Genomic DNA, 22,636 nt, shown 5'->3' with positions numbered 1-22,636 from the left:
CTCTGCACCTCCTCCTGTCTCGGTAACTCATCGATGTGCCGACGGCGCGCGCCATCGCCACGACGGGTGTCCACCCGCCGTGTTTCACCGTCGGTTCGTCGTTATCCGTCGCCGGCGTTGCCGACCACCGGACAATCCGTCCGATGTAGATAGTTGGGACGTAGGTCGACGTCGTCGTAGTAGCGGTGGAACACCGCCGTCGACCCGCCGGAAACCGGTGGCACGATCCACGACCAGTCGGCCGGGCACACCCTGCCCGCCTCCTCTTCCCGCTCGAGATGGGTCAGGAAGCGCTGCGATTCGGTGTGGTGGTCCGTGATCTTCACCCCGGCCCGCTCGAACGAGTGCAGCACGGCGATGTTCAGCTCGACGAGGGCACGGTCCCGCCACAGCGTGGATTCGCTACTGGTGTCGAGCGCCATCCTGGCCGCCACCACGGGGAGCAGGTCGTATCGGTCGGTGTCCGCCAGGTTCCTCGCCCCGATCTCGGTCCCCATGTACCAGCCGTTGAACGGTGCCGCCGGGTAGTTCACGCCACCGATCTCCAGATTCATCGAGGAGATCACGGGAACCGCGTGCCACCGCAGACCCAGCGCGGCGAACCACGGGTACCTCGGGTGGGTCAGTTCGACCTCGAGTACAGCGTCCGTGGGCAGGTCGAACACCTCGATCCCGTTGTCGGCCGTCTCGATCAACAGTGGGAGAACGTCGAACCGGGTGCCCGCGCCCCGCCATCCGAGCCGCAGCGCCAGCTCCGTGACAGCCGAGTTCCGTGGGTCGCCCGTCACAGTTCCGTCCTCGTGGACGTACCCGGCGTACCGGATCAGCTGTTCATTACGGAACCGGGGCCCCTGCCGCCCGGGCCGGTCGGGGGCGAACACGGTGATCGTGGGACGGATTCTGCCTCCGCCGCCCGCCTCGACGAGGTGCTTGGCGGATTCGGCCGCAATCTCCGCCGCGTCCGTTGTGGACCGCCGGTCGCGGATCTTCAGGCTCTTCCAGTACAGCCTGCCGATGCACTTGTTGCTGTTCCGCCACGCCACCCGGGCACCGAAGCTGAGCTCGTCGTAGGTGTGCTCGTACGTTCCTGTCCGTTCCACCTCGGCGCGGATCCGCTCCATGCGCGTGGCCGCCGACCCCTCCGGGTCGTTGCCCTCCCCGTAGTACAGCTCGATGAACTGTCCGGCCTCGGCGAGCAAGGATCGAGCGCTTCCACCGGTACCTTCCGATCCCGACAATGGCTCGTCCTGCAGGAGCCGTTCGGCCGCCCTGTCCATGAGACTCGCACCAAGCACGTCGCCCCCTGCCCGTGGTCTCCGCCGGCCCTTCAGTACAACCGGATCGGCAACGACGTCAGTCCCCGCACGAGGAGACTGTTACGCCAGCTCAGCGTCTCCGCCTTACCTGCGAGGCTCAGATCCGGGAACCGGGTGAGCAACCTGCTCAACGCCACCTCGATCTCGACGCGCGACAGGGGTGCGCCCAAGCAGTAGTGGATGCCGTGGCCGAACGCCAGGCTTCCCCCGAGGGGCCGGTTGAAGTCGAGCGCCTTCGGATCCGGGAACTTGTCGCCGTCACGATTGGCCGAGATGAGCGACACGAGGACGAACTGTCCCTTGGGGATGGTGACGTCGCCGACGGTCACCTCCGTCGCAGTGGAACGCAGTGTCGCGACGTTCACCGGACCGTCGAACCGCAGCAACTCGTCGACGGCGTTGGGCATCAAGGAGGGGTCGGCCTTGAGTTCGGCCAACTTCTCCGGGTGCTCGAGCAGCGCAAGCACCGCGTTGCCGACCATACTCGCCGTCGTCTCGTAGCCTGCGACGAACATCAGCGCGCACGTCGACACGAGCTCGCGGTCCGTCAACCTGTCGCCCTGATCGCGCGCGTTGATCAGCGCTGTGATGAGATCGTCCGCCGGGTCGGCACGCTTGGCTTCGACGACGCCGATGAGATACTCGTCGACCGCGCGCACCGCCTCGTTCATCCGCGCAGGTTCGTTGGTCGTGAAGATCGTCTCGGTCCACGCGCGGAACGCATCCTCGTCGGCAGGCGGGATTCCGAGCAGTCGGCAGGTCACGGCCATGGACATGGGGAAGGACAGCGTGCGGAGCAGGTCGACCTCTCGCTGCGGCGCAATCTTGTCGAGGAGACCGTCGACGATCTGCTGAATCTCGGGCCTCAGGCCTTCCACACGCCGTCGCGTGAACGCCTTCGACGACAACTCACGCAGGCGCGTGTGGTCGGGCGGATCGGCGAAGAGCATGTGTTTGGTCAGCACGTCGGTGTAGGCCTCGTGCGAGGCGATTCCGGTGCTCTGCTGCGCGAAGATCTCGGGAACACCGCTGAAGTCCTTGGTGAAGCGCGCGTCCGACAGCGCTTCCTTCGCCTCTTCGTAGCGGGTGATCACATACACGTCGATGCCGTCCGGTGTGCGCATCGGATGAACCGGACCGGCCTCGCGCAGTCGCTCGTACACCGCGTACGGGTCCTGGAAGAACGACATGTCGAGTACATCACGGTTCGGGCCGGCCACGGTAGTCATTCGTACCCTCTCCTGTCGGTGTAACGCCCCTCGAAGCTAGCAACGTGGCTCACAGCCGGGCCATAACAGAAACCAGTTAGCCGCCCGCCACGGGCGCGCCGAGAACGATCGATTCCGACTCCGCCAGTGTCACCAACCTCGCCACCGCCGCCCGCGATTCGACACGGAGCTTGCGCAATATCCGTCCAACGTGGACCTGCACCGTGTTGAGCGTGATGTTGAGCGACGTTGCGATCTGACGGTTCGTCTTACCCTCGGCAATCAGCCTGGCGACCTCGGTCTCCCGCGGCGACAAGCAGTCGGTCGGCGGATTCGGGCGATCCGTCGGGACGTCCACCGATTCCGCCGACCTGACCCGCGCGAGCGCAATGCGGTCCGCCGCCGCCGTTGCACCGGCACGGCGGTACATCCGTTCGCCACGCGTCAGCGCCTCCTCACGCTCGATCGCATCACGAGCGGCGTCCCTCGTGATCCCCTCCAGCACCGACGCGGCCGCGCGTCCCAGATCGGCTTCGAGACCGTCGAAGATCTCCCAGGCCGCACAGGCAGCCACTCGCGCAGCGTGCGGATCGGACCGGAGCAGCGCCTCCGCACGCGCCAGCAGCGCATGCCCACGTGTCCGCTCGATGCCCCCCGCCCACGTGGAGCTCATCGCGAGATCCGCCCATCGAACCGCCTCCTCCCCATTCGAAAGAGAGGCCTCGGCGCAGGCCAAACCACCATAGACCTTCGCGCGCGTACTCACCGGCACCAGCGGCAGCAGCCTTCCACCACCCGCCTCGACCACGGCGTCCCTTCCCTCGCGCACCTCGCCGGTACGGATCATGCTGAGGCCGGCCAGGACACCGGCAGCGTGTTCGTATCCGCACGCAGCTTCCTGTGCCCGTTCGGCATGCGACCGGGCCGCCTCGTAATCCCCTGATTCCATGGCGATCATGCCCCTCGCAAGCTCGGCCAGCCCCGCGTGGAACACGTCTCCGTTCTCCTCCGCATTCGACCCGACGTGGTCGCTGTGCCTCCGGGCCTCGGCAAGACTGCCCAGCTCACAGGCGATCTTCGCCAGAAGAAGGCGGCAGCTCGTCGCGTGGACATCCTTCCCCGCGAGCTCGGCGGCACGAAGCGCTCGTCCCGCATGCGCTTCCGCCGCCGCCAGGCGCTGCAGCTGCAACTCGACCCATGCCAGTTCCGTCAGCACCGGCAACCTGTCCCCGATGTCGGACTCGTCCATGACGTCGACGTCGCGCACAACCTGCTCGACGTGCGCATTCGCTGCGAGTCGGTCGCCGGTCCAGCACGAGGCGACGGCGACGGCAACGTGGGCGTCCATGATCGCGTTGCGATCCCGACTTTCGACGGCGCACTCATATGCCTGCACCGCATATCGCAGGCGCGTCCTGTGGTCGTGCTTGAGGCCGTAATGTTGCCCGGCCTCGATCAAGAGTGGCACCGCCGCCGGACCGCGCGCTCCGATCTTCGCCAGTTCGTCGTTCAGTACGGCGATACGCCGATCCGGACCCGCCAGCTGCTCACGGAGGAACGCGTGAAATCCGTTCGATCCAACGGAGAATCCCCTCCCAAACGAGGGGCGAAGACCGGGCGGACAGTGCTGGAACATACGCGTTCCTTCCACTAGGACAGGCTACATCGACGCACATCCCGACGCGGGACGAAGACCGATTTCGCAATAGGTGGAAACCCTGACAGTGGTACGCCGAACGGCGAACAACACTATCGAGGACCTGCCCTGAGTGGTGACACTTCCAGTATTCTTTCCAACATTCCACCGAAGCGGCCCATCAGCCACTTCCGACCATCGAGCGCGTTCATCCGCTGACCCCCAGCGTCGGCCATCGTGACGCCAAGACTATGCAGACATTTTGGGCATGTCAACGCAACCGAGTTGACCGTAAAGTAAACAGAAGAAGCGCCGCTTGACGGCGTCCGACTACCGCTCAGTAAGCGGAACGGAATACCGAGGTACTGGGCCGTTCGGCCCACTACATTGATCTGTTGAAACGTTTCCACACGGATTTCCCATGTCGGAGCGGCGCGCCGCCGGCGCCAACAGCGCGGTGCCAACTCGGAGCGGAACCGTATCCGCCCACCCCTACCACTCGAACGTCCCGCGACGTACACATCCGCCGACAGTGCCGCAATACTTCTCAGGTGACGGCGACGCCTGTACGTCCCGCCCTTGGCGCCGCCGTGCGCTGAACAGCGCAACACAACCCAGCAACCGGACGCGACAGTCGTCGAAATATGATCGTAGCGTTCTCTCCAGCCATTCGGGGCTGTCATGGAGATTTGAGAAGTAGCCCGCAGCGTTATTTCGGTCATTGACCCTTCGGGACACCCGCGTGTGCTCCACCCCACTCCCCAGGATCGTAGCGCCAAATATCACACCCCCCGGAACCAGCAGTCGTCTCAGATTCACCATGACCACATCGATGACCTGCATGCTTCTCGGCAAAAGATGCAACACATAGTTGAAGCCGACCGATTCGAAACGGAATACACCAGCGGCCAACGGATCACACACGTCGGCAAATATCACACGGGGCCTGTGACGATGAATTCGCGAGGCCGAACGATGCAGCGCTGCACGATCATTGTCCAGTAACGTGACGTTCGGGGACTTCGAGGGAAACGTACAACGGTCGAGGTAGTAACCGTTTCCCGGACCGACTTCGAGGTGGTTCGCCGTAACGTTATCGTCGTACCAGCGAAGAATCTCCGGCGTCGGACACCGCCACAGCCTCGCATTGGCGGCATCCAACAAGGCATCGTCCTGACTCAACGCATCCCCGCCGTCACGAACGTGCGTGTGTCCCCGCGCCACACCGTTACCGCATACGCCCATGGTCAGCGATCCTTAGAGGATGGAGGCCACAGCCAACTGGCCGGTCCGGTGTCGACGGTACGAGCGCTCACCCGTGGCGACCATAACGAATACCAGTTACGCCCTCCGGCGCACCGGCCTGCGCCCGCACGTCAGTCGCGGGCTTTGACCAGGCGCCAGCGCAGGTCGCCGCCGAGGTCGACGACCTCCGACCAGTCCGCGCCGGGCTCGTCGGTGCGGAGCAGCGTCCCGCTCCACCAGCGGGCGCTGGTGGAGGCCACGACGCGTTCGTGCTCGTTGAGCAGCACGGTGTCCGGTGACCGCGACCGCAGCGACTCCATCAGCAGCCGCTCCACGCCTTCGACCGCGACGTCGGCACCGAGGACGTCGACGAAACCGTCGTCGTGGACCACCGGAACGGCCAGGGTGATGGTGTGCTCGTTGGTTCCCGCGAAGTCGACGAACGGACCGGTGACCGTCGGCCGCCGCGTGCTCCGGGGAAGGGCGAACCACTCCTTGCCGACGTAGTCGTAGAAGTGATTGTGCTCGGGATCCAGGTTGTGACGGACGAACACGGCGGGTTCACCGTCCTCGCTGCGCCACCACTCCATCCACCGCGGCGCGTCGGTGAGATGGCCGTCGTCCAGTGCCAGGCCGACGCCCTGGACGAAGCCGTGATGCCGGTCGATGACCTGCGACAGGGCGGGTTGCACTCGCGTGAGGTCGGCTCGGTGCAGCGGGCGCGGTGCGGGCGCGAGCGTCCGGACGATGTCGTCGGCCGTGGCACCGAGGTCCGTCAGCACACTGTCGACACGCTGCCTGATGCGTTCCGCGGGGCGGCGCAGCGACGTCAGGTCTCCGTCGGTCACGATCCTTCACCTTCTCGCCTGCGCGTTGTCGGCATCATGGTTCACCGCGCACCGCCAGGTCCAGGTGCAGGTCGAGGAGGTGCTGGACGCGTTCTTCGACGTTGCGCATCACCAGGTCACGCGCCGTGTCGGGGTCGGCACCGTCGATGGCTGCGATGACCGCAGCGTGTGCGCTCTCCGTCACCGGGTGATGGCCGGCCTCCCCGCCGACCATCCAGAACAACGACGCCAGCTCGTCGTGAAGATGCACGATCGACTGCGTGAGCCGGGCGGAGTGAGCGATCACACCGATCTCGATGTGGAAACGGCTGTCCGCGCGGCGCCGCTCGTCGGCCGTCTCGGCGCGGCGGAAGTGTTCGGCCAATGACCGCAGGTGTGCCACGTCGTCCCCCGCGGCGCGCTGGGCGGCCAGCCGTGCGGCGCCACCGATCACGGCTGCGCAGGCGTCACCGAGGTCACGAAGCGAGTCGGCACTGCGCTCGCGAAGCCGGTTCAGCACGGCTTCGGGCGGCGGCTGTGTGGCGCTCCGCACGAAGCTGCCGCCGCCGCGGCCACGGCGGGTCTCGATCACACCGCGCTGACGCAGCGTTTCCAGAGCCTGCCGGAGCGTGCCGGTCGAGATGCCCAGCTCGCCCGCCAGCTCCGACTCCGGCGGCAGCCGGTCGCCGTGGCTGAGCAGTCCGACGGCGACCGCGGTCTCCAGTTGCCGCGCCACGTTCTGCGGCAGGCCCGGACCTTCGGTGGCGTCCAACCGCAGATACGCAGCAAAACTCGACACCGTTGCGTTTCCTCTGCTCACGACATGGTCCAGGCTGGTTCGAACGTGCGGACGCGGGCGCGTCGCCCGCTTGTCACGGTACGGCACCGATCCGGCGTAGCCGCCACACCCGGCTTCACACGGACTTGTCATTTAAATTTGAGTGTTTTATGTTTCCTGCGCCGCCGTCCACCGGGCTGCCGCCGGCCGTGTTCAGCGTCGAACACTTCGCCTGCCGGTGCGCACCCGACGAGTTATCGGGAGCAGGTCCATGACGACGACGTCGGGCCACCGCCGCCGCACCCGGACCGACCGACCCGTCCGGGGTCCCGGCGCTCGGAGCCTCGGCAGGGCACCCGGATGCCCGCTCGACGCCCGCTCCCGGACGCGGCACGTCGTGGTCGACGCGTCCTGATCGGCCCCGGACCACCGGGTGCCGATGCCGGCCCGCGCTGTCACACCCGCGCCGCCTGCACGGGAGGCGGGCCGCGGCGCCGACCGAGATCCGCTGCACAAGATCGGAGCATGCACGTGACCGAGCCATCGCTGTCCGCGCCCACCAGCTACGACCGGGTATGGACCAACTGGGCGGGCAACCACACCGTCACCGCGTCGATGTACGCCCAGCCCCGGGAGGAAGCCGAAGTCGTCGACGCGGTCCGCTACGCGGTCCGGCAGGGCATGAACGTGCGCGTCGCCGGAACCGGCCACTCGTTCACGCCGATCGTGCCGACCGGCGGCCTCATGCTCGACCTGACGCAGCTCAGCGGGGTGACGGGCACCGATCCGCAGCGGTTGCGAGCCACCGCGCTGGCCGGCACGACGGTCGGCAGGCTCGGGGAACCGCTGTGGAACGACGGGCTCTCACTGTCCAACCAGGGTGACATCGACAAGCAGGTCATCGCCGGTGCGCTCGCGACGGCCACCCACGGTTCGGGCATCGAACTGCCGAACATGTCCGCCGCGATGCGCCGGGTACGCCTGGTCGACGGCCGCGGCGAGGTCGTCGAGATCGGCGAGGACCGGATGCGGGAGCTGCGCGCGGCACAGGTCGCACTCGGCACGCTCGGCGTGATGCTCGAGGTCGAACTCGAGGTCTCCCCCAAGTACTACATCGCCGAGGAGATCAGCTATCGGCCGTGGCAGGAGATCGAGGAGTCCTGGGACGAGCTGATCGCGAACCATCGGCACTTCTCGTTCTTCTGGTGCCCCGCCGACCACTCGGTCGACCTGTACCAGCTGCCCGCGCCTCCCGACCAGCCGATGCGCAACCACTGCTACGTCAAGATCTACGACGAGGTCGAGGTCACCGAACCCGACGGACTGGTCTCCGACGACGTGGGCAACCGCACCGACCGCGCCTACCGGGTGTACCCCGGCGGGTACGACGAGCCCTTCCACGAGATGGAGTACATGGTGCCCGCCGAGCACGGACTGGAGGCACTCAACAAGATCCGCAGGCTCATGCTCGACGAGTTCCCCGATCAGCTCTATCCCATCGAGGTGCGCTGGACCGCCGCCGACGACGCGTACCTGTCGCCGAACTACAAGCGCGACACCATGGTCATCTCGGTCTCCGGCGCGCCCGGCACGGACTACTGGCCGTTCCTGCGCGCCGTCGACCAGCGGCTGCAGCAGTACCAGGCCCGCCCACACTGGGGCAAGATCCACTTCATGACCCGGGACCGGCTGGAGCAGCTGTTCCCCGAGTTCGACACGTTCGTCGCCGTACGCCGGGAGTTCGACCCGGACGGCGTGTTCCTGAACGACCACCTGCGCCCGCTCCTGCGCTGACCCTGTCCCCCACCGGAAGGAGGAGGACGCGTGGAGTCCTTCGGGAACCTGATCATCTACATCATGATGGCGTTCGTCGTGATCGGCGCCGTCGCGTCGATCCGCGACGACGAACACGGCCTCGGCAAGGAGTTCAAGGAAGGCCTGCACTCCATCGGCGCCATCTTCATCCCGGTCGCCGGGATCATGGCGGCCATCCCCTACCTGTCGGCGCTCGTCGAGTCCGTCGCCGGGCCGCTGTTCGACGCGATCGGCGCCGATCCCGCGATCGCCGCGACGAGCCTGATCGCCGTCGACATGGGCGGCTACCAGTTGGCGCAGGAGACCGCGGCCAGCACCGGTGGTTGGATCATGGCCACCGTCGTCGGTTACATGGCAGGCGCGACGATCATCTTCACCATCCCGGTCGGCCTGGCCATGTTGCACAAGCGGGACCACCGGTACATGGCGCTCGGCGTGATGTCCGGTGTGCTCGCGATCCCGATCGGCGTGCTCGTCACCACGACGATCCTGGCGGCGTCGTCGACCACGGTACGCGGTGAGGTGTCCGCCGACAGCGCATCCGACACCGCGCTGTCGGGTTTGGACACCGGTTCGATCCTGCTGAACCTGCTGCCGCTCGCGGTGTTCGTCGTCGTGCTCGCCGGCGCGCTGTGGTTCGCACCGAAGTTCATGATCCGCCTGTTCATCTGGTTCGGACGGATCCTCGACGCGGCCCTGAAGCTCGTGCTGGCGGTCAGCATCATCGAGCACTTCACGGGTGTGTTCTCCGCCGTGTTCGGCGGTTTCGGGTTCGACCCGATCATCGCCGACTCCGAGGACCAGTACCGCGCACTGGAGGTGGCGGGCAACATCGGCATCATGCTCGCCGGTGCCTTCCCGATGGTGTACGTGCTGCGCAAGGGCCTCGCCCGGCCGTTGGGCGCGCTGGGGCGCCGGGTCGGCATGAGTTCCGAGGGCACGGCAGGCCTGCTGGCCGCGGTCGCGAACGTGCTGGCACTGTTCCGGCTGATCCGCGACATGCCGCCCAAGGACAAGGTGCTGTGCATCGCGTTCGCCGTCTGCGCGGCGTTCCTCGTGGGCGATCACCTCGCCTTCACGGCGAACTTCCAGCCGAACCTCATCCTGCCCCTGTTGATCGGCAAGCTGGTCGGCGGCGTGCTCGCGATCGCCCTGGCCGTGCTGATCACCAAGCCGGCCGTGGCGGCGCTCGCCGCCGAGGAACAAGAGGAGAACCCCGAGGAGGACACCGCACCGGCCACGAAGTGACCCGGAACGCCACGACGCCGCAGCGCGGGTGACCGCCCGACGGCGTCCGGGACCCGTCGAGCCCGCCCGGAGAGGACGCTTTCCGGGCGGGCTCGACGCTCGTGCTCAGGGCGCGCGCACCCGACCGCTGGCACGGCGGCGCGCGCCGCGCGGCCGGGCCCGAACCGGCGGTGGCCTAGTCCTCGCCGTTCTCCGGGCTGCGCCGGACCAGGTTGACGATCGCCAGCGCGAGGCCACCCCAGATCACCGCGATCGCGACCACCATCATCACGACAGCCGAGACGCCCATCAGCGCACCTCCTCCTCGGTCAGGTCCAGTCGGGTCTCCGGCTTCCACGGCGCCAGCGAAGCCAGGGCCGCCACGACGATCACGCCGACGACGACGCCCCAGCCGAAGGTGGCCAGCATCCACGCCGGGTAGTCCTCGTACGGCGTGCCGATATCGGTGATGAACTGCCGGACCAGCACGTACACCAGCGCCAGCGGCGCCACCACGCTGACAAGTAGCTTCCACGCCCGGCCGACCGAGATCGAACCGTGGTGGTTGAGCTGCCGGATCAGCTCCGGCAGCAGCCGGACACCCCACGCGAGCACGAGCATGCTCACCACCGCGACCAGCAGGATGCCGAACTGGTTGACGAAGTGGTCCACGATGTCCAGCACGTACACCCCGCTGGTGGTGGAGAACAGCACCAGACTCACCAGCGCGGTGGGGATCACCACGGACAGGGTCGCCGTCAGGCGGGACAGTTCGAACTTGTCCCGCACACCCGAGATCACGACCTCGAGCACGCTGATGAGCGACGTCAGCCCGGCGACCACGAGCGAGCCGAAGAACAGCACACCGAGCACCGCCCCGCCCGGTGCCTCACTGATGATGGCGGGGAACGCGACGAACGCCAGTCCGATGCCGTCGGAGGCGACCTCGCCGACGGCCACTCCGGACGCCTGCGCCATGAATCCGAGCGCGGCGAACACGCCGATACCGGCGAGCAGTTCGAAGCCGGAGTTGGAGAAGCCGACCACCATCGCGGACCCGGTCATGTCGGTCTTGCGCCGGACGTACGACGCGTAGGTGATCATGACGCCGAACCCGATCGACAGCGAGAAAAAGATCTGCCCGAAGGCGGCTCCCCAGACACCGGGCTCGGCCAGAGCCGCCCAGTCCGGGGTGAACAGCGCGTTCAGCCCGCCGCCGGACCCCGGCAGCAGCAGCGCCTGCACGACGAGGGCGAGGAACGCCAGCACCAGGATCGGGATGAAGACCATCGCCACGGAGCCGATGCCCCGCTGCACCCCCAGGGCCATGATCACGATCAGCGCGCCCCAGACCACGAGCAGCGGCACCAGCACGCCGGGCGCGAACTCCATGGTCACGCCCGGATCGCCCGCGCCGAGGAAGTCGTCGAAGAAGAACGTCTCCGGATCGTCGCCCCAGGCCTCGTTCACCGAGAAGAACGTGTACCGCACGGCCCAGGCGAGCACGGCCGCGTAGTAGACGGCGATGCAGAAGCAGAGCAGAACCTGCCACCAGCCCAGCGCCTCGATACCCCTGCGGGCACGGGCGAACGACAGCGGTGCGGACCCGCGGAACCGGTGGCCCAGTCCGTAGTCGAGCAGCAGGAACGGGATTCCCGCGGTCAGCAGTGCGACGAGATACGGCAGGATGAACGCGCCCCCGCCGTTCTCGTAGGCGACGTACGGGAAGCGCCAGATGTTGCCGAGCCCGACCGCGGACCCGATGGCGGCGAGGATGAAGACCCGCCGGCTGGTGAACCCACCACGCCGGGTTTCCTCGGTCTGTGTGCCCGGCCCCGAGCCGGCGTTGTCGGTCATCGGTCCTCCTCGGTCTCGACCGTGGAGCGTGGTGCGCTCGTATCGGACGAAGTCTATTCCGCGTGACTCGCACGGACAAAACGGTGACCGCCCGATTCGGACGAGGCCGCCGCCACCGCGCGCACGCGGGACGTGGCCGCCGGCCCCGAAACTCCTCGGCACGGCAAAAAAGCAACCCATCCGGAAACCCCGGATGGGTTGCTCGATCGTGTCCGAGGGGGGACTTGAACCCCCACGCCCGTTACGGGCACTAGCACCTCAAGCTAGCGCGTCTGCCATTCCGCCACTCGGACTTGCCGACGGACAGAGTAGCGGACGCATCGCGCTCCGCACGCGCAGGGGGACGGCGATCGCGCCGAGCCGCGCGATCGCCGGGCACACCGCGTGTTCCGCACCGGCACCCCGCACCGCCACCCTGCACCGTCACCCCGCTGCCGACGACCCGCGGGACGCCGTCGCAGGCACTGCCCGAGCGGCGACGCACCCGGCAGGCCGCGACCGCTGCCACGGGTCTGCCCACCTCGACCTCGACGCGGCACCGGAACCCGCAGAATCGACGCCGCGGCCGGTGGGCGTCCGCCTGCGGTGACGGCGTCGCACGGCGCCCGCAGGCCGACCTTCCACATCGGAGCCGAGCATCTCGGCGCGAATCCGGGGACCGGCACGAGAACGAACGGTCTCGATCGACGAATCGTATTCCCCGAACGCGATGTCCCGTCAGCAGAACTCGTGTGCCACCGACTGCAGAGCCGATGTCCGCGAATTGCGCCGCCTTTCCCTGCATCGCCGTGGCCGCGCGGCCTTCCGCCCAGGCCTGTCGACGCCACGCCGCCCGGGGCCGTCACATCGGTCACGCATACACCAGGAGTCTCAGTAGTCCCACGAGCCCCGCGAGCCCCGCGAGCCCCGCGAGCCCCGCGAGCCCCGCGAGCCCCGACCACCCATATACCCACCGAACACGAAAAACGGGCCGAACCCTCAGGTCCGGCCCGTTCCCGATGTCAGGAGGATCGCATCGCTCGCGCGGTGCGGCTCTCACGTCGCTTCTCGCACTGTGTCCGAGGGGGGACTTGAACCCCCACGCCCTTTACGGGCACTAGCACCTCAAGCTAGCGCGTCTGCCATTCCGCCACTCGGACTTGCTGGCGAATAGAGTAGCGGACACGGCGACCCTCGTGCACAGGGGGTCCGCCTTCCCGACCCCATGTGTCTCACCTGCACCAACGGCCTCAGTGATAGGAAGGGCCCGTGACCGAGAACCCCATCGAGGCGGCCGCCGACGAGGCCGTGACTCTCACCAGCGAGCTCATCCGCATCGACACCACCAACACGGGCGACCCGGACACGGTCGTCGGCGAACGCGCGGCGGCCGAGTACGTCGCCGAGAAGCTCACCGAGGTCGGCTATGAGATCAGCTACGTCGAGTCGGGCGGCACGAATCGGCACAACGTCGTCGCGCGCCTGCCCGGCGCCGACCCCTCCCGGGGCGCGCTGCTCGTGCACGGCCACCTGGACGTCGTGCCCGCCGACCCCGCCGAGTGGTCCGTGCACCCGTTCTCCGGCGCGGTGCAGGACGGCTACGTCTGGGGCCGCGGTGCGGTCGACATGAAGGACATGGTGGGCATGACGCTCGCCCTGGCACGGCACTACAAGCGTGAGGGCATCGTGCCGCCCCGCGACATGATCTTCGCCTTCCTCGCCGACGAGGAGGCCGGCGGCAAGTACGGCGCGCAGTGGTTGGTGTCGAACCGGCCCGAACTCTTCGAGGGCGCCACCGAGGCGATCAGCGAGGTCGGCGGGTTCTCCATCACGCTGAAGGACGACGTCCGGGCCTACCTGGTGGAGACGGCCCAGCGGGGCATCCGCTGGATGACCCTGCGCGTGCGCGGCACGGCGGGTCACGGGTCGATGATCCACCGCGACAACGCCGTCACGAAACTGTCCGAGGCCGTCGCGAAGCTCGGCAACCACCGCTTCCCGCTGGTCGTGTCCGACTCGGTGCGGGAGTTCCTGGACGGGGTCACCGAGATCACCGGCTGGGAGTTCCCGGAGGACGATCTCGAGGGCAGCGTCGCCAAGCTCGGCAACATCTCCCGCATGATCGGCGCGACGCTGCGTGACACGGCCAACCCGACGATGCTCACGGCCGGTTACAAGGCCAACGTGATCCCGTCGGTCGCCGAGGCATCCGTCGACTGCCGCATCCTGCCCGGCAGGCTGGAGGCCTTCGACCGGGAGCTCGACGAGCTGCTCGGCCCCGACGTCGAGCGCGAGTGGATGGAGTTGCCGCCCGTCGAGACGACGTTCGACGGTGCGCTCGTCGACGCCATGAGCGCCGCCGTCACCGCCGAGGACCCCGGTTCGCGCACCCTGCCGTACATGCTGTCGGCGGGCACCGACGCCAAGGCGTTCCAGCGGCTCGGGATCCGGAACTTCGGGTTCGCTCCCCTGCAGCTGCCCGCCGACCTGGACTTCTCGGCGCTGTTCCACGGCGTCGACGAGCGCGTGCCCGTGGACGCGCTCAAGTTCGGCACCCGCGTGCTCGACCGGTTCTTCCGCAGCGCCTGACCGCTCGCGTGTTCTGCACCCGGACACGCGGGCGCTGCACCCGGGAGCGTGAGTTCCGCCTTCACCGCTGCCTGCGCAGCAGCCACGCGGTCACGGCGAGTCCGCCGACCAGCAGGGCGATCAGCACCGTGCCCGCGTTCAGCCCCAGGCCGTAGGCGAACACGTATCCGAGTCCGCCCGCGAACACGACGTAGTAGCCCAGCGGCAGCAGGTTTTTCCGGATCACGTCGCCTTCCCGGCCGAGCAGACCGACCGTGGCGGACGCGGCGACGACGTTGTGCACCGTGATCATGTTGCCCGCTGCGCCGCCGACGGCCTGCGACGCGACGACGCCCTCCGGCGGGATGCCGACCTGTTCCGCCGTCGAGAACTGGAACAGCGAGAACATCATGTTGCTGATGGTGTTCGAGCCGGCCACGAACGCGCCCAGCGCGCCGATCGCCGGTGCCAGCAGCGGCCAGTTCCCGCCGGTGATCGACGCGACGCCCTCGGCGATGGTCAGGGGCATGCCCTCGTAACCCGACAGGTTGATCTCGGAGTTGATGAACACCCGCACCAACGGCACCGCGAACAGCAGCGCGACGGCGACACCGAAGATCTGCTTGCCCGCGATCCGCCACGACCCGGCGATCTCCCCGGCGTTCATCCGGTGCAGGCCGTAGGTCGCCACGCACACGACGATCAGCAGGAAGCCCGGGAGGTACAGCGGTTCGATGCTCTCGCTGATCTCCGTGCCGAAGATGTTCTCGAAGTCGAGCGACGCGCCCGTGAGGAACTCCTGGACGGGGGTCACCGTGCGGGTCACCACCAGCAGCGCGGCCAGCAACACGTAGGGGGTCCAGGCCAGCAGCGGGTGGATGCGCCGGGCCGCGACGTCGGTCTCCGGCTCCAACGTGCCCATCCAGCGCGGGTTCCAGCGCTCGCGGTCGGGGAACTCCCACGCCTGCCCCGGCATGAAGATCCCGCGCCGGGCGGCGGTCACCACGATCGCCAGGCCCGTGAGTCCGCCCAGCAGGGCCGGGAACTCCGGGCCGAGCACGATGGCGTACACGACGTAGGGCACGGTCATCGCGAACGCCGAGAACAACGCGAACTTCCAGACTCCGAGGCCGTCGCCGAACCGTCGGCGCTCGCCGAAGAACCCGGTCACCATGCATGCCAGGAAGAGCGGGATCAGTGTTCCGATGATGGCGTGCATGAGGGCCGCGTCGACGCCGATGCGTGCGACGTACTCGGGCATCTCCACCCCGAGCAGCCGCAGTCGTTCGTCGACGGCCGTGCTGCCGCCGAGGCCGTCGCCGATCCCGGTGACCACCGGCGTGCCCGCGGCGCCGAACGTCACGGGCGTCGACTGGATGACCAGGCCGACCATGACGGCGGCCATCGCAGGGAACCCGAGAGCCAGCAGCAACGGCGCGACGACGGCGGCCGGGGTGCCGAACCCGGATGCGCCTTCGATGAACGACCCGAACAACCAGCCGATGATGATGGCCTGGACGCGGCGGTCCGGGCTGATGTCGGTGAACGTCGACCTGATGGTGGCCAGGCCGCCGCTCTTGCTCAGTGTGCCCAGCAGGAGCAGAGCGCCGAACACGATGGCCAGGATCCCGAGTGCGAGGATCAGGCCTTCGACGCTGGCCGCGGCGATGACCGCCACTTCGACTTCCCACACCCACGCGGCGATCGCCACGACGGTGACGAACCCGATGGGCATGGCGTATTTCGCCGGCCACCGGAAACCGACCAGCAGGATCCCGACGACGGCCAGCGGCGCCAGCGCGACGAGACTCAGAACGGCCAGATTGTCCATGCGGAACACACCCTTCGACACCTCGTCGTGTCTATGGAGAGGTCGTGTCTGTGGAGGTCGTGTCTGTCGAACCGCAATACCTGTCGAACCGCGGTACCTGTCGAACCGCGGTGCTTGTGCAGACCCGGCTCACGCCCCACTTCCGGACCGTGAGCCGGGTCCACACCAATGGTGCGACCATAGTGAGGCGGAACCGCCGGAACAAGGGATTGCTGCGACGATCCGGACGTGACCGACATCGAACACTTCCTGACCCGGCACCACGACCACCTCGCGGCATGGCTCCGCGACGGCGAGCGCGACCGCCTGGATGCCTTTCTCACCGCCCACCACGACGAGTTCACCCTCGTCACGACGGAAGGCGACGTTCTCGCGTTGCCCGCCCTGCGGCAGGCGCTGGACCGGGCGGGCGGCAGCAGTCCGGGTCTCGTGATCGAGCTCGACCGGATCACCGCCGTCACCGACCAGGTGCACCGGTTCGTCGAGCGGCACCGCGTCGACGGCTCTCTCGTGGCCGAGCGCATCGTCACGGCCGTCCTCGGTGGGCCGCATCTCGACGGGGCGCTGCCCGACGGGGCGTTGCTCACCGTTCAGGAAACGGCCCGTACCTGAACACTCCGCCGCCGCGGCCTGCCCGACACCCGCGGCGACGTCACTTGCGGTTGTATCGCCGCATCGTCAGCGGGCCGAAGATCGCCAGGATGATCCCCGCCGAGACGAACATCCACAGCGTCGCCGAGCCGTCCCACTGCCCGCTCAGCGCGCCCCGCACCGCCGCGACCAGGTGCGCGATCGGGTTGACGTCCACGAACCCCTGCAGCCAGGACGGCATGGTCCGCGGGTCGACGAACACGTTGCTGAGGAACGACAACGGGAACAGCACCATCGCGCTGACGCCCATCACCGAACGTTCCGACCGCAGCAGCAGGCCGAGCAGGGTCCAGATCCACGAGAACGCGAACGAGAACACCAGCAGCAACCCGACGCCCGCCAGCACACCGACGACGCCACCGCCCGGCCGGTAGCCGAGGACCAACCCCAGCACGATGATCACGACCGACGCCAGCGAGTACCGGCACACGTCGCCGATCACCGCACCCACCAGTGCGGACGGCCGCCAGATCGGCAGCGTGCGGAAGCGGTCGAACACGCCCTTCTGGATGTCGGCGTTCAGGCCGACGCCGGTGTACATCGTGATCATGGCGACGCTCATCACCAGCACGCCCGGCAGCAGGTACTGCAGGTACTCCTCGGGTGATCCCGCCAGCGCACCACCGAACAGGTAGGTGAACATCAGGGTCATGATCACCGGAAACGCGGTGACGTCGAACAGTTGCTCCGGCACGTGCTTGATCTTCAGCATCGCGCGCCACGCGAACGTCACCGACGCCGACCACGCGCTCGGCGGTGCCGGTGGTGCGCCCGTGGCCAGCACCGCGCCCAGGTCGTCCGCGACGGGCGTGTAGCCGTCGGTCTCGGCGTGCTCGGCGCTCGACGTGCTCGTCATGCCCGCGTCTCCTTCCGGTCGGTCAGGGCCAGGAACACCTCGTCGAGGCTCGGCTGGCCGAGGGAGAAGTCGTCGACCGTGATGCCGTCCTGCGCCAGCCGCGCCAGCGCGCGCGACGCGTGCTCGGCGGCACCACGCCCGGATTCGCCACCCGCGATGCGCGCCGTCAGCGCCACGGGGTCGGCGTCGAAGTGCACCTCCGTGCCCAGTTCCGCAGCCAGCACCCGTTCGGCCTGGGCCCGCTGCTCGCCGTGGCGCAGCCGCACGTGCACCGAGCCCGCCCCGACGGACGACTTGAGCTCGCCGGGCGTGCCCTCGGCGATGACCGTGCCGTGGTCGATCACCGCGAGGCGGCTCGCGAGATGGTCCGCCTCGTCGAGGTACTGCGTCGTGAGCAGCACGGTCGTGCCCTGCTCGACGATGATCCGCACGATGTCCCACACCTGGTTGCGGCTGCGCGGGTCCAGCCCGGTGGTCGGCTCGTCGAGGAACAGCAGCCGTGGCGTGGAGATGATGCTCGCGGCGATGTCGATCCGCCGCCGCATGCCGCCGGAGTAGTTCTTCACCTGCCGGTCGGCGGCGTCGCCCAGCCCGAACGCGTCGAGCAGCTCCCCCGCACGCCGCTTCGCCGCGGTCTTGTCGTGTCCCAGCAACCTGCCGAGGAGCACCAGGTTCTCCGTGCCGGTCAGGTCCTCGTCGATGGATGCGTACTGGCCGGTGAGGCTCACCTGCGTGCGCACGACCGACGCGTCGGCGACGATGTCGCGTCCGAACACCGTGGCGGTGCCGGCGTCGGGCCGCAGCAGGGTCGCGAGCATGCGCACGAACGTCGTCTTGCCCGCGCCGTTGGGCCCGAGAATCCCGTACACGGCCGCTTCCGGCACCGTCAGGTCGATGCCGTCGACCGCGCGGGTCTTGCCGAACGTCTTGACCAGGCCGGACGTCTCGATGGCCGGAGCCGTGGATGCTGTCACTGCCTCCCCTTCCGTGACGCCCGTTCCCCGGCGTGCGGTTCCCGGGCGCGGACCGCTGTCCGGGGAACGGTTAGATTGCCCCTGCACATTCCGAACCCGCCGCGAGAAGGGCAGGCGACATGGCCGGCGAGATCCGCGGACTGTACGTCCACCCCGTCAAGGGGCTGAGCCCGCAGGAACTGTCGTCCGTCGCCCTCGAGCCCGGGTGCGGCGTGCCCTACGACCGGGCCTTCGCCCTCGCCCGGCCCGACGGCACGTACACCCCCGGCCTGGCCGAGCCCCTGCCGAAGACCCAGTTCTTCATGCTCGCCCGCGACGCGTCGCTCGCCGGATACCGCACCCACTTCGACCCGGAGACCGGTGTGCTGCGCGCGGAGCGGGACGGCCGCACCGTGCTCGAGGCGGCCCTCACCACCGACGACGGCGCCGCGGCCGTGACCACATTCTTCGCCGAGGCACTCGGTCTGTCCACTCCGCCCGTGTTGGCGCGCGTCGACGGCAGGCGGTTCACGGACGTCTCCGTGGTGTCGGACGCGATGATGAACGCCGTGTCGCTGGTGAACCTCGCCTCGGTGCGTGCCCTCGGCGAGCGGCTCGGCACGGAACTCGACCCTCGACGGTTCCGCGCGAACATCTACTACGACGGGCTGCCCGCGTTCAGTGAGCGCGACCTCGTCGACGAGGAGATCACCATCGGCGGCCTGCGCCTGCGGGGTGTGCTCGCGACGAAGCGCTGTGCGGCAACGCAGGTCAACCCGGAGACCGCCGACCGCGACATCGACCTGCCGCGACGCCTCCACCAGGAGTTCGGGCACAACGAGATGGGCATGTACGCCGAGGTCGTCACGGGCGGCACGGTGCGCCCCGGCGATCCGGTCGACCATCCGGTGACCGGCTGACCGGACGTCCCCCGCGTTGTCGCACCGCTCGGCCCGCGCTCTACAGTGCGGCCTGTGAGTTCCGACTGCCTGTTCTGCACCATCGTCGAACGCTCCGTGCCCGCGACGGTCGTCCACGAGACCGACTCCGTGCTGGCGTTCCGCGACATCAACCCGCAGGCGCCCACGCACGTGCTGGTCATCCCGAAGGCTCACCACGTCGACGCCGCCTCGATGGCGGCCGCCGACCCGGCGCTGGCGGGTGAGGTGCTCACCGTCGCCGGGAGGGTCGCCGCGGCCGAAGGGATCGACGCCTCCGGATACCGGCTGGTGTTCAACACCGGCAAGGACGGTCAACAGACCGTGTTCCACGCCCACTGCCATGTCCTCGGCGGTCGGGGCATGGAGTGGCCCCCGGGCTGACGGGTGCGGCGCTCCCTGCGCCCTTCCTCCGGTTCCACTGTGGAGCCCGGCCACGGGGCCGCGGGACGTCATCACGAACCGCCGTCGACGATCCGGGCGAGGAGCCGCGCGGCCTCGGCGGTCGCTGCGGGGCGCACGAGGAATCCCGCGTGACTGCCGGGCAACGTGTGCACGTCGAACGGATTCCCGGGGGTCCGTGCGTCGGCGTCGGCGATCAGCCGGTCCTGCATCGCGAGGGGCATCGAGGTGTCCCCCGCGAGCCGGATGTAGCTGCGGGCGACACCCGCCCACCGGTCGAGGTCGGCACGCTCGCCCGGATCGAGGATCTCGTCCGGGTCCAGCAACGCCAGGTAGGCGAGGAACTCGTCATCGGTGGCGTCGGCGAGCATCGCCTCCTTCAGCGCCGTGAGCACGTCACGATCGGCCGTCCGCCAGTTCATCCGGAGCGCACCGAGCTGCGCGGGGTCGGCGGCCAGGACGTTCGGCAGCCCGTTCAGGGCACTGTCGGCGTACTCGGGCATGGCCATGTACTCGGCGACGGTGGCCGCGACAGGGCACCACGCCGACAGGTACACGGCCCTGTCGACCAGGTCCGGCTCGGTGCTCATCAACCCGGTCAGCGGCAGTCCGCCCCGACTGTGGCCCACCACGACGACCAGCCCGTGCTCACGCGCCCGCCGGGCCGTGTCCGCAAGATGGTCGACGCCGTCGGCCACCGTCACCCCGGCCGCCTTCGACGGCGCCGTGGCCAGCGCCGCGCGATCCTGCGGGGCCTGATACGCCTCCGGCCACGACGCCCCGAACCGTGCCCGGGCAGGTCGACGGCCAACGCGCGAACGCCCAGCAGTGTCAGCGCGCGCAGCAACGGTGCGGCCGAGAAGGAGTTGTTGTTCGATCCGGGGACGAACAGCACGGTCGGCGATGACTTGCGCCGATCATGGCAACCGACCGGCCACGACGCCCACCGAATTTCTCGGCGTCCGTGCGGATCGGTAACCCCTGGACGAGGTGACGATTGCCGGAGAACGGCGCGTCAACTGCCATGCCGTATAGGTCGTTATACATCTGCCATCGGGTGGCCGCCGTGCCGCCGCGACGGCGGCCGTCCGTCCGTGACAGCTCCGTGCGTGACAGCAGGGTTGCCACTACGCATGTTGTCGACGGCAGGGTCGGGCGGCGTGGACACTCCACGGCGCGCGCCGCACACCTGCGAACGAGGTGGCGGGTTCCGGCACGGCCTCCCCGTGCGCCGCAGCCTGAGACTGCGAGATCTGGGGCTGGGAGAGCTGGGGCTGTGCGGCCCGGGGCACCACTGCCGGCGGCACCGCGGCCTGGGGCTGCGCACCGAAGCAACCCGGGCACACGAGATGGCGGCGCCGGATCGCCACGAGCGTCGCCTCACACCACTCCCGGCACTGCGCGCAGACGAACTCCGCGACATCCGCGAGGCTGTGCAACTCCGCGCTCCCCTGCCCCACCGACACCGAGTACGACGACAGCACCCGGATCCGCCACCCCTGTCCGTGGAGCGTGCGCGCCGCGGCCTCGTCGGCCAACCGGACCGGCCCGGACGCACCGGCCGCCGCTTCACTCACTTCCGGCGCCATGGTCATGCCTTCCAGTTACCCGAACAGGCGACGGCGAAACCATGTTCCGCGCCGACCACTGCACTGTCCGAACCGGACCGGAGCGGACCACCCGAGGTCAGCGTGCGAGTTCGGCGACGAGCCGGTCCAGCAGGACTCGTTGTGCCGTCACCAGTCGCGGGCGGGCGGCGTCGACGCCGCACCACTCGACGCGGTCGAGCTCCGGAAACACCTGCATGCGGCCGGATCCCCGTGGCCACTCCAGTTCGAACGTGCCGGGCGTGACGCGCGCCGGGTCGAGATCACCCTCGAGCGCCCAGGCGGTGACGACCTTGCCGCCGGACTGGCGCACCTCGCCGAGTGGAACCACTCCGCCGTCGGGTGCCGGCGCTCCCAGTTCCTCCTCGAACTCGCGGTAGGCGGCGGCCAGCGGCTGCTCGTCCTCGCCGTACTCGCCCTTGGGGATGGTCCATGCCCCCTCGTCGCGCCGCGCCCAGAACGGCCCGCCCATGCGCCCGATCAACACCTCGAGCTCGCCCTGCCCGCGGCGGAACAGCAGGATCCCCGCACTGCGCCGACGCTCGCTCACACCGGCCACCCGCTCACCCGAGATCCCCACTCACGCCGGATGCGCGCTCAGACCGGATCGAGATCCGCCGACTCCCGCGGACTCGGACCCACGAGCGCTTCGGCCGCATCCTTGCCGGGGTGAGTCCAGAGGGCGACCTTCGCACCCTCCTCGGCCCCGGCCGCCCCGATCGGCCGCTGCGCGGACACGACACCCGTCGCCGGTGCGGGGGCGCCGTCCGGTCCGACGGGGACCAGACCCGCGCGCCGCACGATGTCACACGCGTCCTCGGCGCCGAGGCCGACCACGTCGGGGACCTCGGTGACCGGTCGAGGTCGATGCATGGCTCGATTGTAGGGGCCCGGCCCGGCCGATGGGGCCGCCGAAGCGGAACTGATCCATTCGACACTCCG

Annotated in this window: 21 protein-coding genes and 2 tRNA genes; 6 read left to right on the top strand and 17 right to left on the bottom strand. The window is 68.7% G+C overall.

Annotation, left to right across the window (positions count from 1 at the left end; all coding sequences use genetic code 11):
* Positions 1-101: 101 nt before the first annotated feature.
* The 6 genes from LY13_RS00320 to LY13_RS00300 form a co-directional block, all read right to left on the bottom strand.
* Positions 102-1,277 carry a nitric oxide synthase oxygenase gene (locus tag LY13_RS00320; RefSeq protein WP_253826073.1) on the bottom strand — a complete coding sequence of 392 codons (1,176 nt, stop codon included), beginning with the start codon at positions 1,275-1,277 and terminating at the stop codon, positions 102-104.
* A gap of 50 nt (positions 1,278-1,327) precedes the next feature.
* Positions 1,328-2,545 carry a cytochrome P450 family protein gene (locus LY13_RS00315; RefSeq protein ID WP_253826072.1) on the bottom strand — a complete coding sequence of 406 codons (1,218 nt, stop codon included), beginning with the start codon at positions 2,543-2,545 and terminating at the stop codon, positions 1,328-1,330.
* A gap of 76 nt (positions 2,546-2,621) precedes the next feature.
* Entirely contained in the window at positions 2,622-4,160 is a 1,539-nt protein-coding gene (locus LY13_RS00310) for a LuxR C-terminal-related transcriptional regulator (RefSeq protein ID WP_253826071.1), read from the bottom strand.
* A gap of 492 nt (positions 4,161-4,652) precedes the next feature.
* Positions 4,653-5,405, bottom strand: a complete 753-nt coding sequence (locus LY13_RS26105; RefSeq protein WP_372493705.1) for a class I SAM-dependent methyltransferase — start codon at positions 5,403-5,405, stop codon at positions 4,653-4,655.
* A gap of 131 nt (positions 5,406-5,536) precedes the next feature.
* A complete protein-coding gene (locus tag LY13_RS00305; RefSeq protein WP_253826070.1) occupies positions 5,537-6,253 on the bottom strand; it encodes a cache domain-containing protein in 717 nt (238 codons plus the stop codon).
* Positions 6,254-6,287: 34 nt separating this feature from the next.
* Positions 6,288-7,031: a FadR/GntR family transcriptional regulator gene (locus LY13_RS00300; protein ID WP_253826069.1), complete on the bottom strand. Its 744-nt coding sequence runs from the start codon at positions 7,029-7,031 to the stop codon at positions 6,288-6,290.
* Positions 7,032-7,541: 510 nt separating this feature from the next.
* On the opposite strand from LY13_RS00300, the gene LY13_RS00295 reads away from it, so the two are divergent.
* Both LY13_RS00295 and eutH read left to right on the top strand, forming a co-directional pair.
* Positions 7,542-8,804, top strand: coding sequence for a D-arabinono-1,4-lactone oxidase (locus LY13_RS00295; RefSeq protein WP_253826068.1), 1,263 nt, complete (start codon positions 7,542-7,544; stop codon positions 8,802-8,804).
* A 30-nt stretch (positions 8,805-8,834) separates the two neighbouring features.
* The gene (gene eutH / locus LY13_RS00290; protein ID WP_253826067.1) at positions 8,835-10,073 is read left to right on the top strand and encodes an ethanolamine utilization protein EutH; all 1,239 of its coding nucleotides are present in this window, start codon (positions 8,835-8,837) and stop codon (positions 10,071-10,073) included.
* A gap of 175 nt (positions 10,074-10,248) precedes the next feature.
* Here eutH and LY13_RS00285 read toward each other — a convergent pair whose 3' ends face one another.
* The 4 genes from LY13_RS00285 to LY13_RS00270 all read right to left on the bottom strand — a co-directional run bounded on the left by LY13_RS00285 (position 10,249) and on the right by LY13_RS00270 (position 13,048).
* Positions 10,249-10,362: a methionine/alanine import family NSS transporter small subunit gene (locus tag LY13_RS00285; protein WP_253826066.1), complete on the bottom strand. Its 114-nt coding sequence runs from the start codon at positions 10,360-10,362 to the stop codon at positions 10,249-10,251.
* Positions 10,362-11,909, bottom strand: coding sequence for a sodium-dependent transporter (locus tag LY13_RS00280; protein ID WP_253826065.1), 1,548 nt, complete (start codon positions 11,907-11,909; stop codon positions 10,362-10,364). The genes LY13_RS00285 and LY13_RS00280 overlap by 1 nt, the downstream gene beginning before the upstream one ends.
* 209 nt (positions 11,910-12,118) lie before the next feature.
* Positions 12,119-12,202: transfer RNA gene (locus LY13_RS00275), tRNA-Leu, on the bottom strand.
* 762 nt (positions 12,203-12,964) lie between these two features.
* A tRNA-Leu gene (locus LY13_RS00270) sits at positions 12,965-13,048 on the bottom strand.
* Between the two features lie 109 nt (positions 13,049-13,157).
* On the opposite strand from LY13_RS00270, the gene LY13_RS00265 reads away from it, so the two are divergent.
* Positions 13,158-14,477, top strand: coding sequence for a M20/M25/M40 family metallo-hydrolase (locus LY13_RS00265; RefSeq protein ID WP_253826064.1), 1,320 nt, complete (start codon positions 13,158-13,160; stop codon positions 14,475-14,477).
* 61 nt (positions 14,478-14,538) lie between these two features.
* On the opposite strand, the gene LY13_RS00260 is transcribed toward LY13_RS00265, so the two are convergent.
* The gene (locus tag LY13_RS00260) at positions 14,539-16,287 is read right to left on the bottom strand and encodes an L-lactate permease (protein WP_253826063.1); all 1,749 of its coding nucleotides are present in this window, start codon (positions 16,285-16,287) and stop codon (positions 14,539-14,541) included.
* A gap of 228 nt (positions 16,288-16,515) precedes the next feature.
* Here LY13_RS00260 and LY13_RS00255 point away from each other — a divergent pair, with 228 nt between their 5' ends.
* Entirely contained in the window at positions 16,516-16,899 is a 384-nt protein-coding gene (locus tag LY13_RS00255; RefSeq protein WP_253826062.1) for a hypothetical protein, read from the top strand.
* A gap of 40 nt (positions 16,900-16,939) precedes the next feature.
* Here the strand turns inward: LY13_RS00255 and LY13_RS00250 are convergent, their stop codons facing one another.
* Both LY13_RS00250 and LY13_RS00245 read right to left on the bottom strand, forming a co-directional pair.
* A complete protein-coding gene (locus LY13_RS00250; RefSeq protein ID WP_253826061.1) occupies positions 16,940-17,794 on the bottom strand; it encodes an ABC transporter permease in 855 nt (284 codons plus the stop codon).
* Positions 17,791-18,768 carry an ATP-binding cassette domain-containing protein gene (locus tag LY13_RS00245; RefSeq protein WP_253826060.1) on the bottom strand — a complete coding sequence of 326 codons (978 nt, stop codon included), beginning with the start codon at positions 18,766-18,768 and terminating at the stop codon, positions 17,791-17,793. The genes LY13_RS00250 and LY13_RS00245 overlap by 4 nt, the downstream gene beginning before the upstream one ends.
* 119 nt (positions 18,769-18,887) lie before the next feature.
* On the opposite strand from LY13_RS00245, the gene LY13_RS00240 reads away from it, so the two are divergent.
* Positions 18,888-19,667: an MOSC domain-containing protein gene (locus LY13_RS00240; RefSeq protein ID WP_253826059.1), complete on the top strand. Its 780-nt coding sequence runs from the start codon at positions 18,888-18,890 to the stop codon at positions 19,665-19,667.
* 54 nt (positions 19,668-19,721) lie between these two features.
* The gene (locus LY13_RS00235) at positions 19,722-20,069 is read left to right on the top strand and encodes a histidine triad nucleotide-binding protein (protein ID WP_253826058.1); all 348 of its coding nucleotides are present in this window, start codon (positions 19,722-19,724) and stop codon (positions 20,067-20,069) included.
* A 71-nt stretch (positions 20,070-20,140) separates the two neighbouring features.
* On the opposite strand, the gene LY13_RS00230 is transcribed toward LY13_RS00235, so the two are convergent.
* The 4 genes from LY13_RS00230 to LY13_RS00215 all read right to left on the bottom strand — a co-directional run bounded on the left by LY13_RS00230 (position 20,141) and on the right by LY13_RS00215 (position 22,567).
* Positions 20,141-20,791: an alpha/beta fold hydrolase gene (locus LY13_RS00230; protein ID WP_253826057.1), complete on the bottom strand. Its 651-nt coding sequence runs from the start codon at positions 20,789-20,791 to the stop codon at positions 20,141-20,143.
* A gap of 423 nt (positions 20,792-21,214) precedes the next feature.
* A complete protein-coding gene (locus tag LY13_RS00225; protein WP_253826056.1) occupies positions 21,215-21,682 on the bottom strand; it encodes a hypothetical protein in 468 nt (155 codons plus the stop codon).
* Positions 21,683-21,773: 91 nt separating this feature from the next.
* Positions 21,774-22,244 (bottom strand): NUDIX hydrolase, encoded by a 471-nt coding sequence (locus LY13_RS00220; protein ID WP_253826055.1) that lies wholly within the window; start codon positions 22,242-22,244, stop codon positions 21,774-21,776.
* 47 nt (positions 22,245-22,291) lie between these two features.
* Entirely contained in the window at positions 22,292-22,567 is a 276-nt protein-coding gene (locus LY13_RS00215) for a PASTA domain-containing protein (protein WP_183651585.1), read from the bottom strand.
* Positions 22,568-22,636: the final 69 nt, after the last annotated feature.

The sequence above is a fragment of the Prauserella aidingensis genome (assembly GCF_024171865.1).
Taxonomy (GTDB): Bacteria; Actinomycetota; Actinomycetes; order Mycobacteriales; family Pseudonocardiaceae; genus Prauserella; species Prauserella aidingensis.
The sequence above is the reverse complement of the archived record's forward strand: the minus strand, read 5'-3'. Positions and strand labels throughout refer to the sequence as shown.